The sequence below is a fragment of the Streptomyces sp. ADMS genome (assembly GCF_033441795.1).
Taxonomy (GTDB): domain Bacteria; phylum Actinomycetota; class Actinomycetes; order Streptomycetales; family Streptomycetaceae; genus Streptomyces.
In genome coordinates, this window is the sequence record NZ_JAVFVX010000035.1 from 15306 (window position 1) to 33204 (window position 17899).

Below are 17899 nucleotides of genomic sequence, written 5' to 3' on the forward strand. Positions count from 1 at the left end.
TATTGAGTGGCTGATCACCCCTCGGCATAATTCATGACCGGGGGGTGTACGCGCATGCGTACGGGACTCCCCCCAGCCGGGCGAACGGGGAACTCGCCCGGCACTTCAGCCAGCGCTCCAGGGGGAGACTTGCGCAGACAAGTGAAAAGAGCATGCGCGGCAACCGTAGCCACGGCGGCCGCAGTTGCCCTCGCGGCGGGCATGACCGGCCCGGCGTCCGCGAAGGGCGAGGCGAAGGCGGAGCAGCAGCGCGTGACCAGCGCTGCCCAGAAGCTCAAGCCCACGCACCGCATCACACTGATCACCGGTGACCGCGTCGCCGTCGACGCCAAGGGCCGCGTCGTCGGCCTGGAACGGGCGCCGGGCCGCGAGAAGATACCCGTGCAGATCCGCAAGATCGACGGGCGCACGCTCGTCGTCCCGGCCGACGCGGCCCGTCTGGTCGCGAGCGGCAAGCTCGACCAACGGCTGTTCGACATAACGGAGTTGAACAAGGAGGCGACCCGCAGGTCCCAGCAGAAGGGACTGAAGGTCATCGTCGGCTACACGGGAGCCGCGGCCGCCGCCAAGGCCGATGTCCGTGACGCGGGCACACTGCGCCAGACCCTGAAGACCCTGAACGCGGACGCCGTACAGACACCGCAGAAGGACACTCCCGAACTCTGGGACGCGGTGACCAACGGCGACAGGACCGCCGCCGGGATCGCGCACGTCTGGCTCGACGGCACCCGCAAGGCCAGCCTCGACAAGTCCGTGCCGCAGATCGGCGCGCCGAAGGCGTGGGCGGCCGGCTACACCGGCAAGGGCGTCAAGATCGCCGTCCTGGACACGGGTGTCGACGCCACCCACCCGGACCTCAAGACCCAGGTGATCGCGGCCAAAAACTTCACCCCGGCCGCCGACACCACCGACAAGTTCGGCCACGGCACGCACGTCGCGTCCATCGCGGCGGGCACCGGAGCCAAGTCCGGCGGCAAGTACAAGGGTGTCGCACCCGGCGCCAAGATCCTCAACGGCAAGGTCCTGGACGACACCGGTTCCGGTGACGACTCGGGCATCATCGCCGGCATGGAGTGGGCGGCCGAGCAGGGCGCCCAGGTCGTCAACCTCAGCCTCGGCGGCATGGACACCCCCGAGGTGGACCCGATGGAGGCGGCGGTCAACAAGCTGTCCGCCGAGAAGGGCATCCTCTTCGCGATCGCGGCGGGCAACTCCGGTCCGGAGTCGGTCGGTTCACCGGGCAGCGCCGAAGCGGCGCTCACCGTCGGCGCGGTCGACGACAAGGACCTGCTGGCCGACTTCTCCAGCACCGGCCCGCGCGTCGGCGACGGCGCCATCAAGCCGGACGTGACCGCGCCCGGCGTGGACATCGCGGCCGCCTCCGCCAAGGGCAGCGTCATCGAGCAGGAGGTCGGCGAGAACCCGGCCGGCTATTTCTCCATCTCGGGTACGTCGATGGCGACGCCGCATGTGGCGGGCGCGGCGGCGATCCTCAAGCAGGAGCACCCGGACTGGACGTACGCGGAGATCAAGGGCGCGCTCACCGGCTCCGCGAAGGGCGGCAAGTACACGCCGTTCCAGCAGGGTTCGGGCCGTATTCAGGTCGACAAGGCCATCAAGCAGACCGTGATCGCCGACCCCGCGTCGGTGAGCTTCGGGACGCAGCAGTGGCCGCACACCGACGACACCCCGGTCACCAAGCAGCTGACCTACCGCAACCTCGGCACGACCGACGTCACGCTGAAGCTGGCGGCGACCGCGACCAACCCGAAGGGCCAGGCCGCTCCGGCCGGCTTCTTCAAGCTGGCCGCGACGACCCTCAAGGTCCCGGCAGGCGGCCAGGCCTCGGTCGGCTACACCGTCAACACCAAGCTGGGCGGCACCCTCGACGGCGCGTACTCCTCGTACGTGACGGCGACGGCCGGTGCCCAGAGCGTCCGTACGGCGGCGGCGGTCAACCGTGAGATGGAGTCGTACGACGTCACGATCAGGCACATCGACAAGGCCGGGCAGCCGACCGGCGAGTACAACACGATCGTCGAGGGCTACTCCGGGCTGGCCGCCGCCCGCGGTTACCAGGTACCGACGTCGGCCACCGGCTCCACGACCATGCGTCTGCCCAGGGGCACTTACCTTCTCGACGCCTGGATCGCCAAGGACTTCACCAAGCCCGACCTGGGCGGTGAGGGCCTCGACTGGGTGGTGCAGCCGACGCTCGCGGTCACCAGGAACACCTCGGTGACGATCGACGCCCGCACCACCAAGGCGGCGGACATCACGGTGCCGGACGCCGCCGCCAAGCCGCAGAGCGCGATGGTCAGCTACGTGTACGACGTCCCGGGCATCGGCATCGGCGTAAGCCTCGACTCCTTCGCGAACCTGCGGCTGGCCCACCTCGGCGCGGAGGCCACCGGCCTCTCGCAGACCTGGTTCGGCCAGTTCAGCAAGGGCGCGGGCGCGGAGTACGACGCGATCACCACCGCCAAGGTCAAGAAGATCCAGGGCGACAAGGTCCGGCACTTCAAGGCGAGCGAGTTCGCCACGGTGTCGAACCGCCTCGGTGCCGGATCGCCCAACAAGACCGGCGCGCTCGGTGTGATCGCCTTCCTGCCCGAGGACGCCGCCTTCGGCTCGCTCGTCGAGCAGGCACTGCCGGCCACCCGCACCCAGTACGTGACCACGGGCGAGAAGGTCCAGTGGCTGTTCGACTTCACCCAGTTCAAGGGCAAGGACGCACAGGGCTTCCCGGTCCCCGAGGCCTACTACACGCTCGGTTACGCGCAGACGCTGAAGGCGGGCGGCAAGTACGCGCGCACCTTCAACACGGCGGTCTTCGGTCCGCGGCTGCTGCCCGAGTACGGCCTCTTCCGTGAGGGCAACTTCCTCTACGGCCTGATCCCGCTGTTCGCCGACGGCGCGGGCCACCCCGGCTCGTCCGACTTCACGTCGGTGGCCACGACGCTCTACCGCAACGGCAAGAAGGTCGGCACGACCGACGACCCGCTCTTCGCCGAGAAGGCGTTCACGGTTCCGGCGGGCGACGCCGAGTACAAGCTGACGACGTCGGTCAAGCGCAGCGTCAAGGTCGCCCAGGCGTCCACGAGGATCGACACGAGCTGGACGTTCCGCTCCAAGAAGTCGGCGGACACGGTCAAGCTCCCGGCCTCCTCGGTCCGCTTCAACGCGGCTGTCGGCCTGGACAACAAGGTCGCGGCGGGCAAGAAGGCCACGTTCCCGGTCATCGTCGAGGGCGCGGCGCGCGGCAGCAATCTGAAGGCGCTGTCGGTGTACGCGTCGTACGACTACGGCAAGACCTGGAAGAAGCTGACGGTGAAGAACGGGAAGGTCACTGTCGTCAACCCGAAGAAGGGGGCGGCGATCTCCTACCACGCGAAGATCACCGACAAGAAGGGTAACAAGTCGACGATCTCGATCTACAACGCGTACTACGGCAAGTGAGCCGCCGGTGACGTGTTGACGGACGGCCCGTCGGGGGATGCCTCCGGCGGGCCGTCCGTGTGTTCCAGCCCGTCCGGCGACCGAGGACGATGCCGTTCAGGCCGAAGGGGACCTGGGGGCGCGGCCCCCAGGTCCGGCGGTCACCTCAGGTACCCGCGCCCGCCCGTGTCGCGTCCCGCCCCCAACTGGCAAGCAGCCGCAGCCCCTCCGCCGAAGGCGACCCCGGTTCCGCGTGGTAGACGATCAGCGTCTGGTCGCCGTCGTCCGGGAGCCTCAACGACTCGTAGTTCAGGGTCAGTTCACCCACCAGCGGATGCCGGAACCGCTTCACCCCGTGGTTCTTCTCCTTGACGTCGTGGGTCGCCCACAGCCGCCGGAACTCCTCGCTCTTCACCGACAGCTCACCCACCAGCGAGGACAGCCTCGGGTCCTCCGGATAGCAGCCGGCGTCCATGCGCAGATGGCAGACGATGTCGATCGCCTTCTGCTCCCAGTCCATGAACAGGTCGTGGTACTCGGGCCGCAGGAACACCAGCCGCGCCCAGTTCCGGTCCTGCGGCGCCAGTTCCGCCCAGTCCCCGAAGAGGGACGCGGTCATCGGGTTCCACGCCAGGATGTCCGTACGCCGCCCCGCGACGTACGCCGGTACGCCGTCCATGGTGTCGAGCAGCTGCCGCAGCGTCCCGCGTACGACCTGTGCCCGCACCGACGGCTTCTTCTTGTGCTGCTTCGGCTTGGCGAGGTGGGTGAGGTGGGCGTGCTCGGCGCCCGTCAGCCGCAGGGCGCGCGCGATGGCGTCGAGGACCTCCGCGGAGACGTTCCGCCCGTTGCCCTGCTCCAGCCGCGTGTAGTACGCGACGGACACCCCGGCCAGCTGGGCCAGCTCCTCGCGGCGCAGCCCGGGCACCCGGCGGTGCCGCCCGAAGTCCGGCAGCCCCACGTCCTCCGGCTTGAGCCGGGCCCGCCGGGTGCGCAGGAACTCGCTGAGCTCGGCACGCCGGTCCAGGGCGCCGCCGGTGTTCCCGGAGGCGTTCGCCGGATGCGGGGATTCGGGCTGTTCGTCCATGCGGTCCATTATTCCCGGTCCTACGAACACCAGCCTGACCCCGCCAGTGGTAGGACCGCTGGACGTACGCGGAAGCGTGGACTGGGTGAATGCGGAAACCTTGGGCAGACTGATCGTCGTGCCCGGTCAGAAGGCGGCCGGACACGGAATCCCCTAGGAGAACCCCGGCATGACCACTGTCGCTGCATACGCCGCCCCCTCCGCCAAGGCTCCGCTGGAGCGCACCACCATCGAGCGTCGTGAGGTCGGCGAGTTCGACGTCCTGATCGACATCAGGTTCGCCGGTATCTGCCACTCGGACATCCACCAGGCCCGCGAGGGCTGGGGCGAGGCCATCTTCCCGATGGTCCCCGGCCACGAGATCGCCGGTGTGGTGGAGGCGGTCGGTTCCGGCGTCACCAGGTTCACGGTCGGCGACCACGTGGGCGTCGGCTGTCTGGTCGACTCGTGCCGCGAGTGCGAGAACTGCGAGGCCGGCCTGGAGCAGTACTGCCTCAAAGGCGGTGTCGGCACGTACAACGCCCTCGACAAGAACGGCGAGCCGACCTACGGCGGCTACTCAGAGAAGATCGTCGTGGACGAGAGCTTCACCGTCCGCATCCCCGACGGCCTCTCCCTCGACGTGGCCGCGCCGCTGCTCTGCGCCGGCATCACCACGTACTCCCCGCTGAAGCACTGGAACGCCGGCCCCGGCAAGAAGGTCGCGATCCTCGGCATGGGCGGCCTCGGCCACATGGGCGTCAAGATCGCGAACGCGCTCGGCGCCGAGGTCACCGTCCTCTCGCAGTCCCTGCGCAAGAAGGACGACGGCCTGAAACTGGGCGCCTCGCACTACTACGCGACCAGCGACGAGGCCACCTTCAAGGAGCTGCGCGGCACCTTCGACATCATCCTGTCGACGGTCTCGGCCCCGCTGAACCTGGACGCCTACCTGTCCCTCCTCAAGACGGACGGCGCGTTCGTGAACGTCGGCGCCCCCGAGGAGCCCGTCGCGCTGAACCTCTTCTCGGTGATCAGCGGCCGCAAGACCCTCGCCGGCTCCGGCATCGGTGGCATCCAGGAGACCCAGGAGATGCTGGACTTCTGCGCCGAGCACGGCCTGGGCTCGGAGATCGAGCTGATCAGCGCCTCGGAGATCAACGAGGCGTACGAGCGGGTCCTGGCGAGCGACGTGCGCTACCGCTTCGTGATCGACACGGCGACGATCTGACCTGTCGCGAATGCGTGAGGTGAGGGTCCCGAGCAGCGCCTCACAGATCAGGAACGGCGCGTTGCGCCCGCTGAGCGCGCCCACCTGCCAGAAGCGGAACTGGTCGAGCGTGGCGGAACTGGAGGTGAGGACGACGGTGGTGGCGCCGGCGGTCGTCGCGGACAGCGCGGTACCCGCCGGCGCGAGCTTCACGGGGGAGGCGCCGCCCTGGCCGCGGGCGGCGATGGCGTACACGAGACAGGCGGCGGCGACGGCACCGGCGAAGGCGTACCAGACGTACCCGCCGAAGCCGTTCGCGAGCCCGAGCGCGATGGCGACCACGACACCGGCCGCGGCGCCCTGACTGAGCCCGAGGATGCCCGGGTCGGCGAGCGGATTTCGGGTGACGGCCTGGAGCGCGGCCCCGGCGAGCCCGAGGGCGGCCCCGGCGGTGAGCCCGATCTCGGTGCGGGGCACCCGCAGCGAACGTACGACCAGCGCGTCCGGGGTGCTCCCGCCGTGCAGCAGCGCGTCGAGGACAATTACGAAGGCAAGGCGGACCTTGACTTCGCTTTCTGTGTGGCGCGGACCCGGGGTCGTAACGTGGAGGGAGTCGACGAAGGGGGCCCACCTGTGACCGTCCAGCTGAACCACACGATCGTTGCCGCGCACGACAAGAAGGCCTCGGCGCGGTTCCTGGCGGACATCCTCGGCCTGGAGGTGAGCCCGCAGTACGGGCCGTTCATCTCGGTCGCGATACCCAACGGCGTGACCCTCGACTACCTGGACACGGAGGGCGCGATCACGCCCCAGCACTACGCGTTCCTGGTGTCGGAGGACGAGTTCGACACGATCTTCGGCCGCATCCGGGAGAACGGCCTCATGTACTGGGCGGACCCGTCCCACCGCCGCCCGCGGGAGATCAACAGGAACGACGGGGGGCGGGGGACGTATTTCTACGATCCGAACGGGCACAGTCTGGAGATTCTTACGCGGCCGTACGGGAGCGGGGCGTCCGAGCGGAGCACCTGAGCCGGGTCCGGGGGGAAGCCGTCGGTCATCCGGTCCCGCTGGTGTCGTCGAACGTCCACACGGTACGGGCCCCCGGGCCGACGACGAGGGTCGAGTGCCGGGACGTTCCTCCTGGCGGCGGGGCACGGGCCGGTTGAGGGACATCTCGACACTACGGCGCCCGGACGGCACCGACACCTCCCGCCCGATCCTCGCGACACTGCGCGCCGCCTGCTTCGACCACTCGGCTCGGCAGCATCGGCTGAGTCTGCGGGGCGGGAGGTTGGTCAGGTTTCCGTTTCGCCTGTCTCGGGGCTGACCCACAGACAGGCCCCAACTGCACCGGGCAGTCGGCTGTCCGTCGTACTACCGCCACGGGCGGTAAGGGGAGCCGCTCGACGAACGCCCGGGCCGCAGGCCCTGACGACGTACCCTTCCCGTTCACCGCGAATCGGATACCGTGCTTGCCCCCGGCTGGCCAAGTCCGCACCGCCGCTCGGTCGGCCGTTGGCCTGCGCCACCCGATGGACAGGAACCCTCGTCCCGCCGAGCCCGTGCTGCCACGTGACCCGCAGGGCGCTGAGCAGCGGATCTCCCATGCTTCTCCGGGGAGGAAACGGGAGGGTCGTCCAACGCCTGCCGGGGCGGACCACCGGCCGTGTGAGCAGGTGATCGCCTGCCCGCCGTACACCGATCACCACGCCCGGAGCCGTCAGCCCGCCGGCCACCGGAGAATGCGACGGCGACGGGCATAGGTAGCCCTACGACGGGACGGCGGCGCCGGCCTCCGGCTCGTCGGGCCCCGGATCCTGTGACGGTTCCCGGAGCTGCTCGCGCACGTAGTTCCATGCCACCGCGATCAGCGCGGCGATCGGTACCGCGAGCAGGCTGCCCACGATGCCGGCCAGGCTGCCGCCCAACGTCACCGCCAGCAGGATCGCTCCCGCGTGGAGGCCGAGCCCACGACTCTGGATCATGGGCTGGAACACGTTGCCCTCGAGCTGCTGCACCACGATGATGATGGCCAGCACGATCAGCGCGTCCGTCAGGCCGTTGGAGACCAGCGCGATGAGAACCGCGACGAAACCGGCGAACAGGGCACCAATGATCGGCACGAACGCGGAGACGAAGGTCAGCACCGCCAGCGGGAGCACCAGCGGTACCCCGAGGATCCACAGTCCCAGGCCGATCAGGACGGCGTCGAGCAGGCCGACAAGCGCCTGAGAACGCACGAACGCTCCCAGGGTGTCCCAGCTGCGCGCGGCCACGGTCGGGACGTCGGTGGCGAGCCGACCGGGCAGCTGATGGGCAAGCCACGGCAGGAACCGCGGGCCGTCCTTGAGGAAGAAGAACATCAGGAAGAGGGCCAGGACGGCGGTGACCAGGCCGTTCACCACGGTGCTCACTCCCGTGACGGCAACGCCGACCAGGTTGCCCAGGCCGTCCTGCGCGCGGGAGACCGCGGTGTCGAAGGCCTTGTCGATCTGGGCGTCACCGATGTTCAACGGCGGCCCGGCGGCCCACTCACGCAACTTCTGGATGCCTTCGACCACGCCGTCGGTCAGCTCGCCGGACTGGGATGCCACTGGTACCGCGATCAGTGCCACGAAGCCCATGGCGACCAGGAGGAACAGCACAGTCACGGTCGATGCGGCCAGGGCGGGTTTCCATCCGCGACGACGCAGGAAACGGGTCGGTGGCCAGGTCAGTGTGGTCAGCAGCAGGCCGACCACGAGCGGCCAGACGACCGACCACATCCGGCCCAGGATCCACAGAGTCACCGCGAGCATCAGCAATATGAGCAGCAGCTCGGCGGAGGCACGCGCCGTCGTGCGGAGCGCGGCGCGGGCTTTCGTGGAACTCAACGTGGCAGTCACGGGTGCACCCTATGGGTACTCACGTCACACCGACATGGCCGCCCGCAGTGTGCAGACCCCGGCGCACGAGAGACGCCGGGTTGAAGGAGAGCATCCACCCCCGGTGGGCCTGTGGGCTTCGAACGGGTCACTCGGCCTGACCCCGTCCTGGATGGGGCGCATGACAGCACAGGGTCGCTGCGGGGTCCTGGCGATGCCGGTAGCCCCGGTGATGGGCACGGAATCGCTCGGAACCCTCGCGCGTTGAGGAGAATGGCCATGGGATGCCGGTGGTGTGCGAGCCGAGTAGCCCGAGTGACCGAGCTGACAGGAATTGGAGGGGCCTCGATGGCTGCGCAGACGCAGAGGGCGGTGCTGGCGGGTGGATGCTTCTGGGGGATGGAGGACCTGATCCGCCGACTCCCGGGCGTGACGGCGACCCGGGTCGGATACACCGGCGGGGACGTGCCGAATGCGACGTACCGAAACCATGGCACGCACGCGGAGGCCATCGAGATCCTTTTCGACCCCGAGACAACCGATTTCCGCGCGATCCTGGAGCTCTTCTTCCAGATCCACGACCCGAGCACCAAGAACCGCCAGGGCAACGACATCGGCCTCAGCTACCGCTCGGCGATCTACTACGTGGATGACGAGCAGAAGCGGATCGCCGAGGACACGATCGCGGATGTGGACGCCTCCCGGCTGTGGCCGGGCAAGGTCGTCACCGAGGTGGAGCCGGTCGGCCCCTTCTGGGAGGCCGAGCCCGAGCATCAGAACTATCTGCAGCGTTACCCGGACGGCTACACCTGCCACTTCCCGCGCCCGGGATGGCGGCTGCCCGCCCGCGCGGAGGGCTGACCGCGAGGCGGCTCGGCCGAAGAACCTGGGGGTCTCCGTCGGTCGAGGCGGCAGGTCGAGTTCGCCGGGCGCGGGCGGCATCGGTGACAACACCGTCGATGCCGCCCGCGCCCGTATTCGCCCGCGCCCCCGTCGCTCCGGCCGCCCGGGTCAGCTCGCCCCGACCCCCGTCGCTTCCTGTTCCGCCGCCGCTGACGCGACCGCCTGAGCCGACAGGTTCCGGATGAGGCAATAGTGTGCCGCCATTTCCGTGCGGTAGCGCCACGGCAGGGCGTCCACGTACCCGTCGACCAGTCTGAACTGCTCGATCGCGGCCTCGTCGCGGTCCTGGAGGGAGAGGTAGTACGCCAGGAGGTGGCGCAGTTCCGGCAGACGCGGATGGGTCGGGTCGGCCGCCGCGGCGTCGGCGAGGCCAGCGTTCACGCGGGCGATCATCTCGGGGGTGCGGTCGGCTTTGTTGTCGTCCGACTCGTCGTGCTCGAAGTGGGCGATCAGCGGGAGGACCGTCAACAGGCTGCCCAGCGGTGCTGAGGCCGCCGCGCGCTCGGCGAACTCGGTCGCGAGCTCCTGCGAGCCGCGCCACTTCTTGCACCAGTACTGCAGTGCCGAGTAGTGGGCCTCGTAGTGGTGCGGGTCGCGCGCGGTGAGCTCCGACCACAGCTTGTCCATCTCGGAGTGTGGATAACCGAGGCCGAGCGCGGTCCAGATCTCCGTGACGTACGGGGTCGGGTCGTCCGGGCTGAGCGCCGCGGCCCTCGCTATCTCCTCGCGGGAACGCTGCAGCAACCGGTGGAAGCCCGCGAACTGTTCGCCAGTCGTGTTCTTGGCCCGCTGGCCGCCCCGGATGTTCCAGGCGAGGATCACCGTGCTGCGGGCGCGGACCAGGGCCGCGTCCGGGTCGTCGGGGCCGCCCGGTCCGTCGGCCTCCCAGGCGAGCAGCCAGCCGTCGTCCTCGGCTGACATGTCCGCCAGCAGGTAGGCGGCGAGGGAACGGCGTTCCCAGTCCCGGCCGATGCCGCGCAGCAGTTCGGCGGCTGCTTTCCAGCCGCCGTCGCCGCCGCCCCGGACCGTGTCGAGCGCCGTCTGCCAGCCGGCCGGCAGCGGGCCCGCATACTCGGTGTTCTGCCGCTCGGCAGGCAGCAGGCCGAGCTGTGCGGCGGCCTCGGCGCCGTCCTCGCCGCCGCCGGTTCCCTTCATCTGAGCGGCGAACTCCTTGACGAACACCCCGCCCAGCCAGAGCACGGCGATCAGGGTGGGCACGGCCAGAATGCCCAGGATCCACAGCAGTACGGTCATCGGGGAGCCTCCGTTTCTCGGGGGGAGCGGGGAGCGGGGGGAAGCAGGGCGCGCAGCGGGGCGGTGTCCGGGTGGTCGGCGAGGGCCCTGTCCACGGCGACGGCGATCGCGGCGTCGAGTTCGGAGGTGCCGTCGTCCCGTGTGCTGCCCGGCGCCGGGAGCAGACGTGCCCTCGGCGGCTGTTCCCAGGAGAACTCCCAGCGCATCCGCGAACGCGCGCTGAACTCCGCCATCACCATGCTGTGCAGGGAGTTGTGCAGCGTCGGGCGTACGAACTCTCGGAACGCGCGTCCCTTGGCCGCGACCGCCTCGTCCGACAGCGGCAACCTGCGTGCCAGTTGCCACAGTTGGCCGTCGTCGATGAGGGTGAGGAGGGCCGGCAGGGTGGGGCGGCTTCTCGTGTACAGGACCAGGGCCCGGTGCAGCGGGGTGTTGAGCGCGGCCAGGTTGCCCGCCATCGCGCAGTCGAGGAGTTCCTGCCAGTCGGCCGTGCGCCGGAACTGCCGTACCTCGTCCGTGATGACCGCGTCCTCCAGCGCCGCGTACGTGCGCTCCTCGTCCGCGAGGAGGGTGACGGCCGCGCCGTGGGCCTCGTCCGCGCGGCCGTCGGCGGGGAGCAGCTCGATGCGGCGTACGCGGTCGGCGACCGGCGGGTGGGAGTCGTACGGCGAGGTCGGCTCTGTGGGCAACTCGCTGCGCAGGCCCGCCAGTTCGAGCTGGCGGGCGGAGAGCATCCGGCCGAAGCCGCCGAACACCTCACCGCGCGGTGGCAGTAGGCGGGCGTCGGTTCCCAGAGTGGCGTAGCTGCGTACGTAGAACCCGAACGCACCCTCCAGCACCGGAATTTCCCGCAGTGCGGACGCGGTGGCGTCGCGGCCGGCGATCCGGGCGGCCGAGGCGTCGGCGGCGTACTCCTGGCGGCGGGAGTCGGCGAGGGTGGTGCGGAGGTACAGCTTGGCGTACGCGGTGTGGATACGGGCCAGCGTGCGGTACGTGATGCCCGCGCCCGCCGTGTCGATCTCGCGGCCTTTCCTGCCCCTGGCCTCGGCCTTGGCGTTCTTCCGCTCCTGCCGGGCCCGCTCCCGGGCCTCGACGCTGCCCGCCCGCTTTTCGAAGTGCCTTATGGTGCGCTGGAGTTGGGCGCGTCCGCGCAGAGTGAGGGCGGTCAGGCGGGTGTCGAAGCCGGCATAGTGGCCGAGTTCGTGGGCGAGGACCGCGCGCAGCTGTGCCTCGGTCAGGCCCTGCATGAGCGGTATGCCGAGGTGGAGCCGGCGTGGTCCGGGGAGGAGGCCGAGCAGGCGGGCGTTCTCGCTGACGGCGGCGTTGGCGTCGCCGATGAGGACGATCCGGGACGGGGCGCGGGTGCCGACCTGGTCGGCCAACTCCCGCACGGTGCGCCAGAGTTCCGGCTCGTCAGCCTCGGTCACGGGCAGGCCAGGGGGCTCCTCGCCCTTCGGTGTGCGCAGCATGAACAGGCCGCGGACCAACGGAATCGCCAGGAGTACGGAGATGACGGCCAGCTTGGTCGCGACCGCCGCCGGGGCGTGCGCGAGAAGCAGGTAGTCGGTGCCGGCGAGCGCCGCCAGCAGGAGCACGCCGAGCAGATGGAAGCCGGCGAGCAGTACGAGAGCGCGCAGCGCGCGCAGGGTCGAGCCCATCGGGCCGGGATCCCTCCACGGGGAACGGGGACGGTAGGAAGGGCGCGCGGCCGAGCGGTGGGGTCATGACCGGCGGGTGGGGGAAAGCGGAGTATCGCCTACGGGCACGGGGCCAGGCAAGACATGACCATGCCACCCCGGTGCTCATGTCCCCAGAGGCCCCTCGCCGGCTTTTCCCGGCCTCGTTTCCCGGCCCGCTGTGTCATCGCAGCAGCGACGCCGGGCTCCCGCCGTTCGCCTCGTACCCCGCCACCGCCAGCGCCCGGTACACCGCGAACTCCGCCGCCGGGTCGGCGGTGAGGGTCCACGGGAGGGCGCCCACATGACCGTCGACGTGCACCAGCTGGTTCATGGCCTCCTTCCAGCGCTCGGAGCGCACCAGGAAGTAGATCAGCAGGTGGCGTACGTGAGCCGGCATCGGGTCGTCCGGCCGGGCCGCGTGGACCGCGTACAGCGCGCCGTGGATCGCCTTCGTCACCACCTCGCTCTGGTAGAAGCCGCTGACCAGGTTCACCTCGGGGAGATGCTCGAACACCGCGAAGAGGGGCATCGAAGCCAGCAGCGAGCCCTGCGGAGCCCGGGTCGCCGCCGCTTCCGCGAACGACATCGCCAGCGTGCGCGAGCCGTGCCACTTCTCGCACCAGTAGTGCAGGGCCGCGAGATGCGCCCCCATGTGTTCCGGCGCGCGGTCCAGGATCTTCAGCCAGAGCTGCTCGAACTCCGGCCGGGAGTACGCCAGTCCGCGCGCCACCGACAGCTCGACGATGTACGGGATCGGGTCACCGGGGGAGAGGAGCGCCGCGTCACCGCAGGCCGCCTTCGCCTCCTCCATGATGATCCGGAACTCGTCCGTCCCGGGCGTCGACGTCCGCCACGCCTGCTGCACCAGGAACTCCGCGTGCACCGCCGCGCCGCCCGCGTCCTTGGGCATCTCCGTCCGCCACACCCGCAGCCACTGCCCGCCCGGCGACTCGCTCACCCCGCCGGGGCGCTGCCGCAGTTCCAGCGACGCGGCGCCCGCGAAGGCCTGCACGCGCTGCCAGCGCCGCTCACCGTCCCTCTCCGTGCCGGCGAGCAGCTGCGACGCCGCTCTGTAGTCCTGCGAGCGCTGTACGACGTCCAGCACGTCCAGCAGGTCCTGGTCGGGGCCGGGCATACGGATGTCCAGCGCCTCCTGCCGGACGAAGCCGTAGTTCGCCGGGTCCGCCGCGTCCGGGTCACCAGGGGCGACCTGCTGAATACCGGCACTCCTGCGCCGTATGAACGGCAACACCACGAAGCCGAGCATGACCAGCGCCATCAGGACCCAGAGAATCTCCATGCCTCAAGCGAACCAGACGGGTCCGACAATTGGCCAACCGGTTCAGGCGGAACCTCGGCGGAAGGCCGACGAGACACCTGAGCAAGGCCTTGGGAACCCCTCCGCACCGGGCCCCGGCGGGCGACCGCCGTCACGAATCCCGCCAGCGCACTACCCTCGGTCCACATGAGCGACAGGCACATCAGTCAGCACTTCGAGACCCTCGCGATCCACGCGGGCAACACCGCGGATCCCCTCACCGGCGCGGTCGTCCCGCCGATCTACCAGGTCTCGACCTACAAGCAGGACGGCGTCGGCGGGCTGCGCGGCGGTTACGAGTACAGCCGCAGCGCCAATCCGACCCGTACCGCCCTCGAAGAGAACCTCGCGGCCCTGGAGGGCGGTCGCCGTGGTCTCGCGTTCGCGTCCGGACTGGCGGCCGAGGACTGCCTGTTGCGTACGCTGCTCAGCCCCGGTGACCACGTGGTCATCCCCAACGACGCGTACGGCGGCACGTTCCGCCTGTTCGCGAAGGTCGTCGCCCGGTGGGGCGTGGGGTGGTCGGTCGCCGACACCAGCGACCCCGCCGCCGTACGGGCCGCCCTCACCCCGAAGACGAAGGCCGTGTGGGTGGAGACGCCCTCCAACCCGCTCCTCGGTATCACCGACATCGCCGCCGTCGCCCAGATCGCCCGCGAGGCCGGCGCCCGCCTCGTCGTCGACAACACCTTCGCCACGCCCTACCTCCAGCAGCCGCTGGCTCTCGGCGCGGACGTCGTCGTGCACTCCCTGACCAAGTACATGGGCGGCCACTCGGACGTCGTCGGCGGTGCGCTGGTCACCGGCGACCAGGAACTCGGCGAGGAACTGGCCTACCACCAGAACGCGATGGGCGCGGTCGCCGGGCCCTTCGACTCCTGGCTGGTGCTGCGCGGCGCCAAGACACTCGCCGTGCGGATGGACCGGCACAGCGAGAACGCCACCAGGATCGCCGACATGCTCACCCGGCACGCGCGCGTGACGCGCGTTCTGTACCCGGGGCTCTCGGAGCACCCCGGTCACGAGGTCGCTGCCAAGCAGATGCGGGCGTTCGGCGGCATGGTGTCGTTCCGGGTCCAGGGCGGAGAGGAGGCGGCCGTCGAGGTCTGCAACCGCGCCAAGGTGTTCACGCTCGGCGAGTCCCTCGGCGGCGTGGAGTCCCTGATCGAGCACCCGGGGCGCATGACGCACGCGTCCGTCGCCGGGTCGGCCCTGGAGGTGCCGGGCGACCTCGTACGCCTCTCCGTGGGCATCGAGAACGTCGACGACCTCCTGGAGGACCTCCAGCAGGCCCTCGGCTAGGTCGGCAGCGCAGCGTCTCACCAGCCCGTCAGGGGTGGAGTCGTCTCCGACGGCGGCTCCACCCAGGGGCGGGCCATCGCCGCCCACACGACGAAGACGACCACCGCGGCGCACAGCAGCAGCCACATCAGCCGCCGCGCCGCCCGCCTGCGCCCCAGCATGCGGCTGCCCTGGCGTACGACGTCCACGTACAGGTTGGGCGGCACCCGAGGCGGTGCGCCCTCCATGAGGCGCCGCGCGGACGCCTCCCTGTCCCGGCGGCTCATGACGGCACCACCTTCGGCGCGGCCACGGCCGGTGCCGGGCCCTGCGGCGGATGCAGAAGCGTCGCCGTCGCACGGTCGCAGATCGCGTGCACGCGTTCCATGGGCAGTCCGAGCAGCGCTGCCGTCTGCTCCTCGCCGACCCCCTCGTACAGCCGCAGGACCAGGACCAGCCGCTGCTGAGGGGTGAGCATGGCCAGCGCACCGCCGTGGTGCGGGCGGGCCCGGCCGAGACCGCCGTACTTGTGCCAGGCACCGCGCGCGAAGCGGACGGCGAGGTACTGGCGGGCCCGGTCGTACGGGTCCTCGCCGCGCATCCGGTCCCAGCACGCGTACGTGTGCGCGAAGGCATACGTGAGCAGGCGCCGCGCGCGCGGGTTGTCGTGCGGCGCCTCCGCCGTGAGCAGCGTGGCCGTGTGCAGCAGCCGGCCCGCCGCGCCCGCGACGAACGCCTCGAAGTCCCAGGCCGGCCCGACACCCTGGGACACCTGCCGTTCTCGCACCATGCCTCCCGCCGTACGACAAGGACCCGGTCTCATCTGAGGCCAGGTGCCGCCCGCCGGTCAAGAGTCGGGAAGCGGGAGTCGGTCGTGCAGCGGCCACGCGCGTGTGCGCAGCGATACGGCGGCTGCGTCAGGAGGCGGACTCCGGCTCCCCGACCGGGATGCCCTGGGCCGCCTGGCGGGCGGAGAGCGCGGTGTTGAAGCGCGTGAGGAGCGTGCAGAACGACTCGCGTTCCTCCGGCGCCCAGTCGTGCGTCAGCTCGGCCATCAACTGACGCCTCGACGACCGTACTTCCTCCAGCCGGGACAGCCCGCGCGGGGACAGCTGAAGGACCACCGCCCGCCCGTCCTCGGGATGGGAGGTCCGCTTGACGAGGCCCGTGTCGACGAGCGGAGCCACCTGCCGGGTGACGGTCGACGAGTCGATGCCCATGCTCGCGGCGAGCGCCTTGACGCCCATCGGGCCTTCCTTGTCCAGGCGGTTGAGCAGCAGATACGCGGCGCGGTCCATCGAGTTGCGCACCTGCCCGACTCCCCCGAGCCGGGTCTGTTCGGCACGGCGCGCGAACACCGCGACCTCGTGCTGCAACGTGTCGAGGAGGCCGGTGTCACCGACGGTCGTCATGTCCATCGACATTTCAGGTGTTGTGGGCATGGCCGGGGGCTCACTTCATGAAAGGGGGTGCTGGGTTGGGGGACAGGGTACGCGGCCGGAAGGCAGGCCGTACCGGCGCTGCGCAAACCAGTCTCGGAGCTTGGTCACACCGCGAGTCCGCGGCTGTGAACTGCGAGACTTGGGTCATGAGCTACAGCACGGCTGACTCCTTGCACTCCCTGAGGCCCGTCACTCCCGACGACGTACGAGGCGCCCAGAAGATGCTCATGGGCGTGGCGCGGATGACTGCCATGGAGGGCAGCAGGTATCTGTCCCAGCTGGTGGGAGCGCCGGTGCACCTCAAGTGCGAGAACCTCCAGCGGACCGGGTCCTTCAAGCTGCGGGGCGCGTACGTCCGTATCGCCGGGCTGCTGCCCGAGGAGCGGGCCGCAGGTGTCGTCGCGGCCAGTGCCGGCAACCACGCGCAGGGGGTCGCGCTGGCGTCGGCGCTGCTCGGGGTGCGTGCCACGGTGTTCATGCCGCACGGCGCCCCGCTGCCGAAGATCAGCGCAACCCGTGAATACGGCGCCGAGGTGAGGCTGCACGGACAGGTCGTCGACGAGACGCTGGCCGCCGCGCAGAAGTACGCGGTCGAGACGGGCGCGGTGTTCATCCACCCCTTCGACCACGCGGACATCATCGCCGGGCAGGGCACGGTGGGACTGGAGATCCTGGAACAGTGCCCCGAGGTGCGCACGATCGTCGTCGGGATCGGCGGGGGCGGCCTGGCCGCCGGCATCGCGGTCGCCGTGAAGTCGGTACGGCCCGACGTCCGGATCGTGGGTGTGCAGGCGGCGGGCGCGGCGGCGTACCCGCCCTCGCTGGCCGCCGGGCGGCCGGTGTCGGTGGCGAACCCGGTCACGATGGCCGACGGGATCAAGGTCGGGCGGCCCGGCGACGTGCCGTTCGGGATCATCGGCGAGCTGGTGGACGAGGTCCGCACGGTCAGCGAGGACGAGCTGTCGGCCGCGCTGCTGCTCTGTCTGGAGCGCGCCAAACTCGTCGTGGAACCGGCGGGGGCGAGCCCGGTCGCGGCGCTGCTGAGCGAGCCCGGGGCCTTCGAGGGGCCGGTGGTCGCGGTGCTGTCCGGCGGCAACGTCGACCCGGTGCTGCTGGAGCGCATCCTGCGGCACGGCATGGCCGCTCAGGGCCGCTATCTGGCGGTTCGGCTGCGTCTGACGGACCGGCCGGGTGCCCTCGCGACGCTGCTCGGGGCGTTGTCGGTGGTCGACGCCAATGTCCTCGACGTGAGCCATGTCCGGACCGATCCGCGGCTCGGGCTCACGGAGGCGGAGGTCGAGCTGCACCTGGAGACGAAGGGTCCGGAGCACTGCGCCGAGGTCGGCCGGGCGCTGCGCGAGGCCGGTTACACCGTCATCGTCTGAGGTCGGGGGGTCTCCCCGCCCGATCTCACCCGGACGGGTGGCGTCGGGGAAAATAC

General features: G+C 70.4%; 14 protein-coding genes and 1 pseudogene. 6 read left to right on the forward strand and 9 right to left on the reverse strand.

Annotation, left to right across the window (positions count from 1 at the left end; genetic code table 11):
• The first annotated feature begins 201 nt into the window (after window positions 1-201).
• Window positions 202-3459 carry a S8 family peptidase gene (locus RB628_RS17350; RefSeq protein ID WP_318321354.1) on the forward strand — a complete coding sequence of 1086 codons (3258 nt, stop codon included), beginning with the start codon at window positions 202-204 and terminating at the stop codon, window positions 3457-3459.
• Window positions 3460-3604: 145 nt separating this feature from the next.
• Here the strand turns inward: RB628_RS17350 and RB628_RS17355 are convergent, their stop codons facing one another.
• Window positions 3605-4525 carry a helix-turn-helix transcriptional regulator gene (locus RB628_RS17355; RefSeq protein ID WP_318321355.1) on the reverse strand — a complete coding sequence of 307 codons (921 nt, stop codon included), beginning with the start codon at window positions 4523-4525 and terminating at the stop codon, window positions 3605-3607.
• 169 nt (window positions 4526-4694) lie between these two features.
• On the opposite strand from RB628_RS17355, the gene RB628_RS17360 reads away from it, so the two are divergent.
• The gene (locus RB628_RS17360) at window positions 4695-5735 is read left to right on the forward strand and encodes an NAD(P)-dependent alcohol dehydrogenase (RefSeq protein ID WP_318321356.1); all 1041 of its coding nucleotides are present in this window, start codon (window positions 4695-4697) and stop codon (window positions 5733-5735) included.
• A 35-nt stretch (window positions 5736-5770) separates the two neighbouring features.
• On the opposite strand, the pseudogene RB628_RS17365 reads toward RB628_RS17360, so the two are convergent.
• A pseudogene (locus tag RB628_RS17365) lies at window positions 5771-6254 on the reverse strand (iron chelate uptake ABC transporter family permease subunit); the annotation flags it as partial.
• A 93-nt stretch (window positions 6255-6347) separates the two neighbouring features.
• Here RB628_RS17365 and RB628_RS17370 point away from each other — a divergent pair.
• Window positions 6348-6746 carry a VOC family protein gene (locus RB628_RS17370; protein WP_318321357.1) on the forward strand — a complete coding sequence of 133 codons (399 nt, stop codon included), beginning with the start codon at window positions 6348-6350 and terminating at the stop codon, window positions 6744-6746.
• Window positions 6747-7486: 740 nt separating this feature from the next.
• Here RB628_RS17370 and RB628_RS17375 read toward each other — a convergent pair.
• Window positions 7487-8602: an AI-2E family transporter gene (locus tag RB628_RS17375; RefSeq protein WP_318321358.1), complete on the reverse strand. Its 1116-nt coding sequence runs from the start codon at window positions 8600-8602 to the stop codon at window positions 7487-7489.
• Window positions 8603-8929: 327 nt separating this feature from the next.
• Here RB628_RS17375 and msrA point away from each other — a divergent pair, with 327 nt between their 5' ends.
• Window positions 8930-9442 carry a peptide-methionine (S)-S-oxide reductase MsrA gene (gene msrA / locus RB628_RS17380; RefSeq protein ID WP_318321359.1) on the forward strand — a complete coding sequence of 171 codons (513 nt, stop codon included), beginning with the start codon at window positions 8930-8932 and terminating at the stop codon, window positions 9440-9442.
• Window positions 9443-9592: 150 nt separating this feature from the next.
• Here the strand turns inward: msrA and RB628_RS17385 are convergent, their stop codons facing one another.
• The 3 genes from RB628_RS17385 to RB628_RS17395 all read right to left on the reverse strand — a co-directional run bounded on the left by RB628_RS17385 (window position 9593) and on the right by RB628_RS17395 (window position 13717).
• Window positions 9593-10738 carry a hypothetical protein gene (locus RB628_RS17385; RefSeq protein WP_318321360.1) on the reverse strand — a complete coding sequence of 382 codons (1146 nt, stop codon included), beginning with the start codon at window positions 10736-10738 and terminating at the stop codon, window positions 9593-9595.
• Window positions 10735-12396, reverse strand: coding sequence for a M48 family metallopeptidase (locus RB628_RS17390; protein ID WP_318321361.1), 1662 nt, complete (start codon window positions 12394-12396; stop codon window positions 10735-10737). The genes RB628_RS17385 and RB628_RS17390 overlap by 4 nt, the downstream gene beginning before the upstream one ends.
• Window positions 12397-12598: 202 nt before the next feature.
• The gene (locus RB628_RS17395) at window positions 12599-13717 is read right to left on the reverse strand and encodes a hypothetical protein (RefSeq protein ID WP_318321362.1); all 1119 of its coding nucleotides are present in this window, start codon (window positions 13715-13717) and stop codon (window positions 12599-12601) included.
• A 165-nt stretch (window positions 13718-13882) separates the two neighbouring features.
• On the opposite strand from RB628_RS17395, the gene RB628_RS17400 reads away from it, so the two are divergent.
• Complete coding sequence (locus RB628_RS17400; RefSeq protein WP_318321363.1) at window positions 13883-15037, forward strand: cystathionine gamma-synthase; 1155 nt, start codon at window positions 13883-13885, stop codon at window positions 15035-15037.
• A gap of 17 nt (window positions 15038-15054) precedes the next feature.
• Here the strand turns inward: RB628_RS17400 and RB628_RS17405 are convergent, their stop codons facing one another.
• The 3 genes from RB628_RS17405 to RB628_RS17415 all read right to left on the reverse strand — a co-directional run bounded on the left by RB628_RS17405 (window position 15055) and on the right by RB628_RS17415 (window position 16440).
• Window positions 15055-15303, reverse strand: a complete 249-nt coding sequence (locus tag RB628_RS17405) for a hypothetical protein (protein ID WP_318321364.1) — start codon at window positions 15301-15303, stop codon at window positions 15055-15057.
• The gene (locus RB628_RS17410) at window positions 15300-15803 is read right to left on the reverse strand and encodes a sigma factor-like helix-turn-helix DNA-binding protein (protein ID WP_318321397.1); all 504 of its coding nucleotides are present in this window, start codon (window positions 15801-15803) and stop codon (window positions 15300-15302) included. Before RB628_RS17410 ends, RB628_RS17405 begins: the two co-directional genes overlap by 4 nt.
• A 130-nt stretch (window positions 15804-15933) precedes the next feature.
• The gene (locus RB628_RS17415) at window positions 15934-16440 is read right to left on the reverse strand and encodes a MarR family transcriptional regulator (RefSeq protein WP_318321398.1); all 507 of its coding nucleotides are present in this window, start codon (window positions 16438-16440) and stop codon (window positions 15934-15936) included.
• 164 nt (window positions 16441-16604) lie between these two features.
• On the opposite strand from RB628_RS17415, the gene ilvA reads away from it, so the two are divergent.
• Entirely contained in the window at window positions 16605-17843 is a 1239-nt protein-coding gene (gene ilvA, locus RB628_RS17420; protein WP_318321365.1) for a threonine ammonia-lyase, read from the forward strand.
• Window positions 17844-17899: the final 56 nt, after the last annotated feature.

Excerpts from the sequence above, each read along its gene's own strand:
- RB628_RS17405 (WP_318321364.1), bottom strand. The coding sequence starts at position 15,303 with ATGAGCCGCCGGGACAGGGAGGCGTCCGCGCGGCGCCTCATGGAGGGC.
- RB628_RS17350 (WP_318321354.1), top strand. The coding sequence starts at position 202 with ATGACCGGCCCGGCGTCCGCGAAGGGCGAGGCGAAGGCGGAGCAGCAG.
- msrA (WP_318321359.1), top strand. The coding sequence starts at position 8,930 with ATGGCTGCGCAGACGCAGAGGGCGGTGCTGGCGGGTGGATGCTTCTGG.
- ilvA (WP_318321365.1), top strand. The coding sequence starts at position 16,605 with ATGAGCTACAGCACGGCTGACTCCTTGCACTCCCTGAGGCCCGTCACT.
- RB628_RS17355 (WP_318321355.1), bottom strand. The coding sequence starts at position 4,525 with ATGGACGAACAGCCCGAATCCCCGCATCCGGCGAACGCCTCCGGGAAC.
- RB628_RS17415 (WP_318321398.1), bottom strand. The coding sequence starts at position 16,440 with ATGTCGATGGACATGACGACCGTCGGTGACACCGGCCTCCTCGACACG.
- RB628_RS17385 (WP_318321360.1), bottom strand. The coding sequence starts at position 10,738 with ATGACCGTACTGCTGTGGATCCTGGGCATTCTGGCCGTGCCCACCCTG.
- RB628_RS17400 (WP_318321363.1), top strand. The coding sequence starts at position 13,883 with ATGAGCGACAGGCACATCAGTCAGCACTTCGAGACCCTCGCGATCCAC.
- RB628_RS17390 (WP_318321361.1), bottom strand. The coding sequence starts at position 12,396 with ATGGGCTCGACCCTGCGCGCGCTGCGCGCTCTCGTACTGCTCGCCGGC.
- RB628_RS17360 (WP_318321356.1), top strand. The coding sequence starts at position 4,695 with ATGACCACTGTCGCTGCATACGCCGCCCCCTCCGCCAAGGCTCCGCTG.
- RB628_RS17395 (WP_318321362.1), bottom strand. The coding sequence starts at position 13,717 with ATGGAGATTCTCTGGGTCCTGATGGCGCTGGTCATGCTCGGCTTCGTG.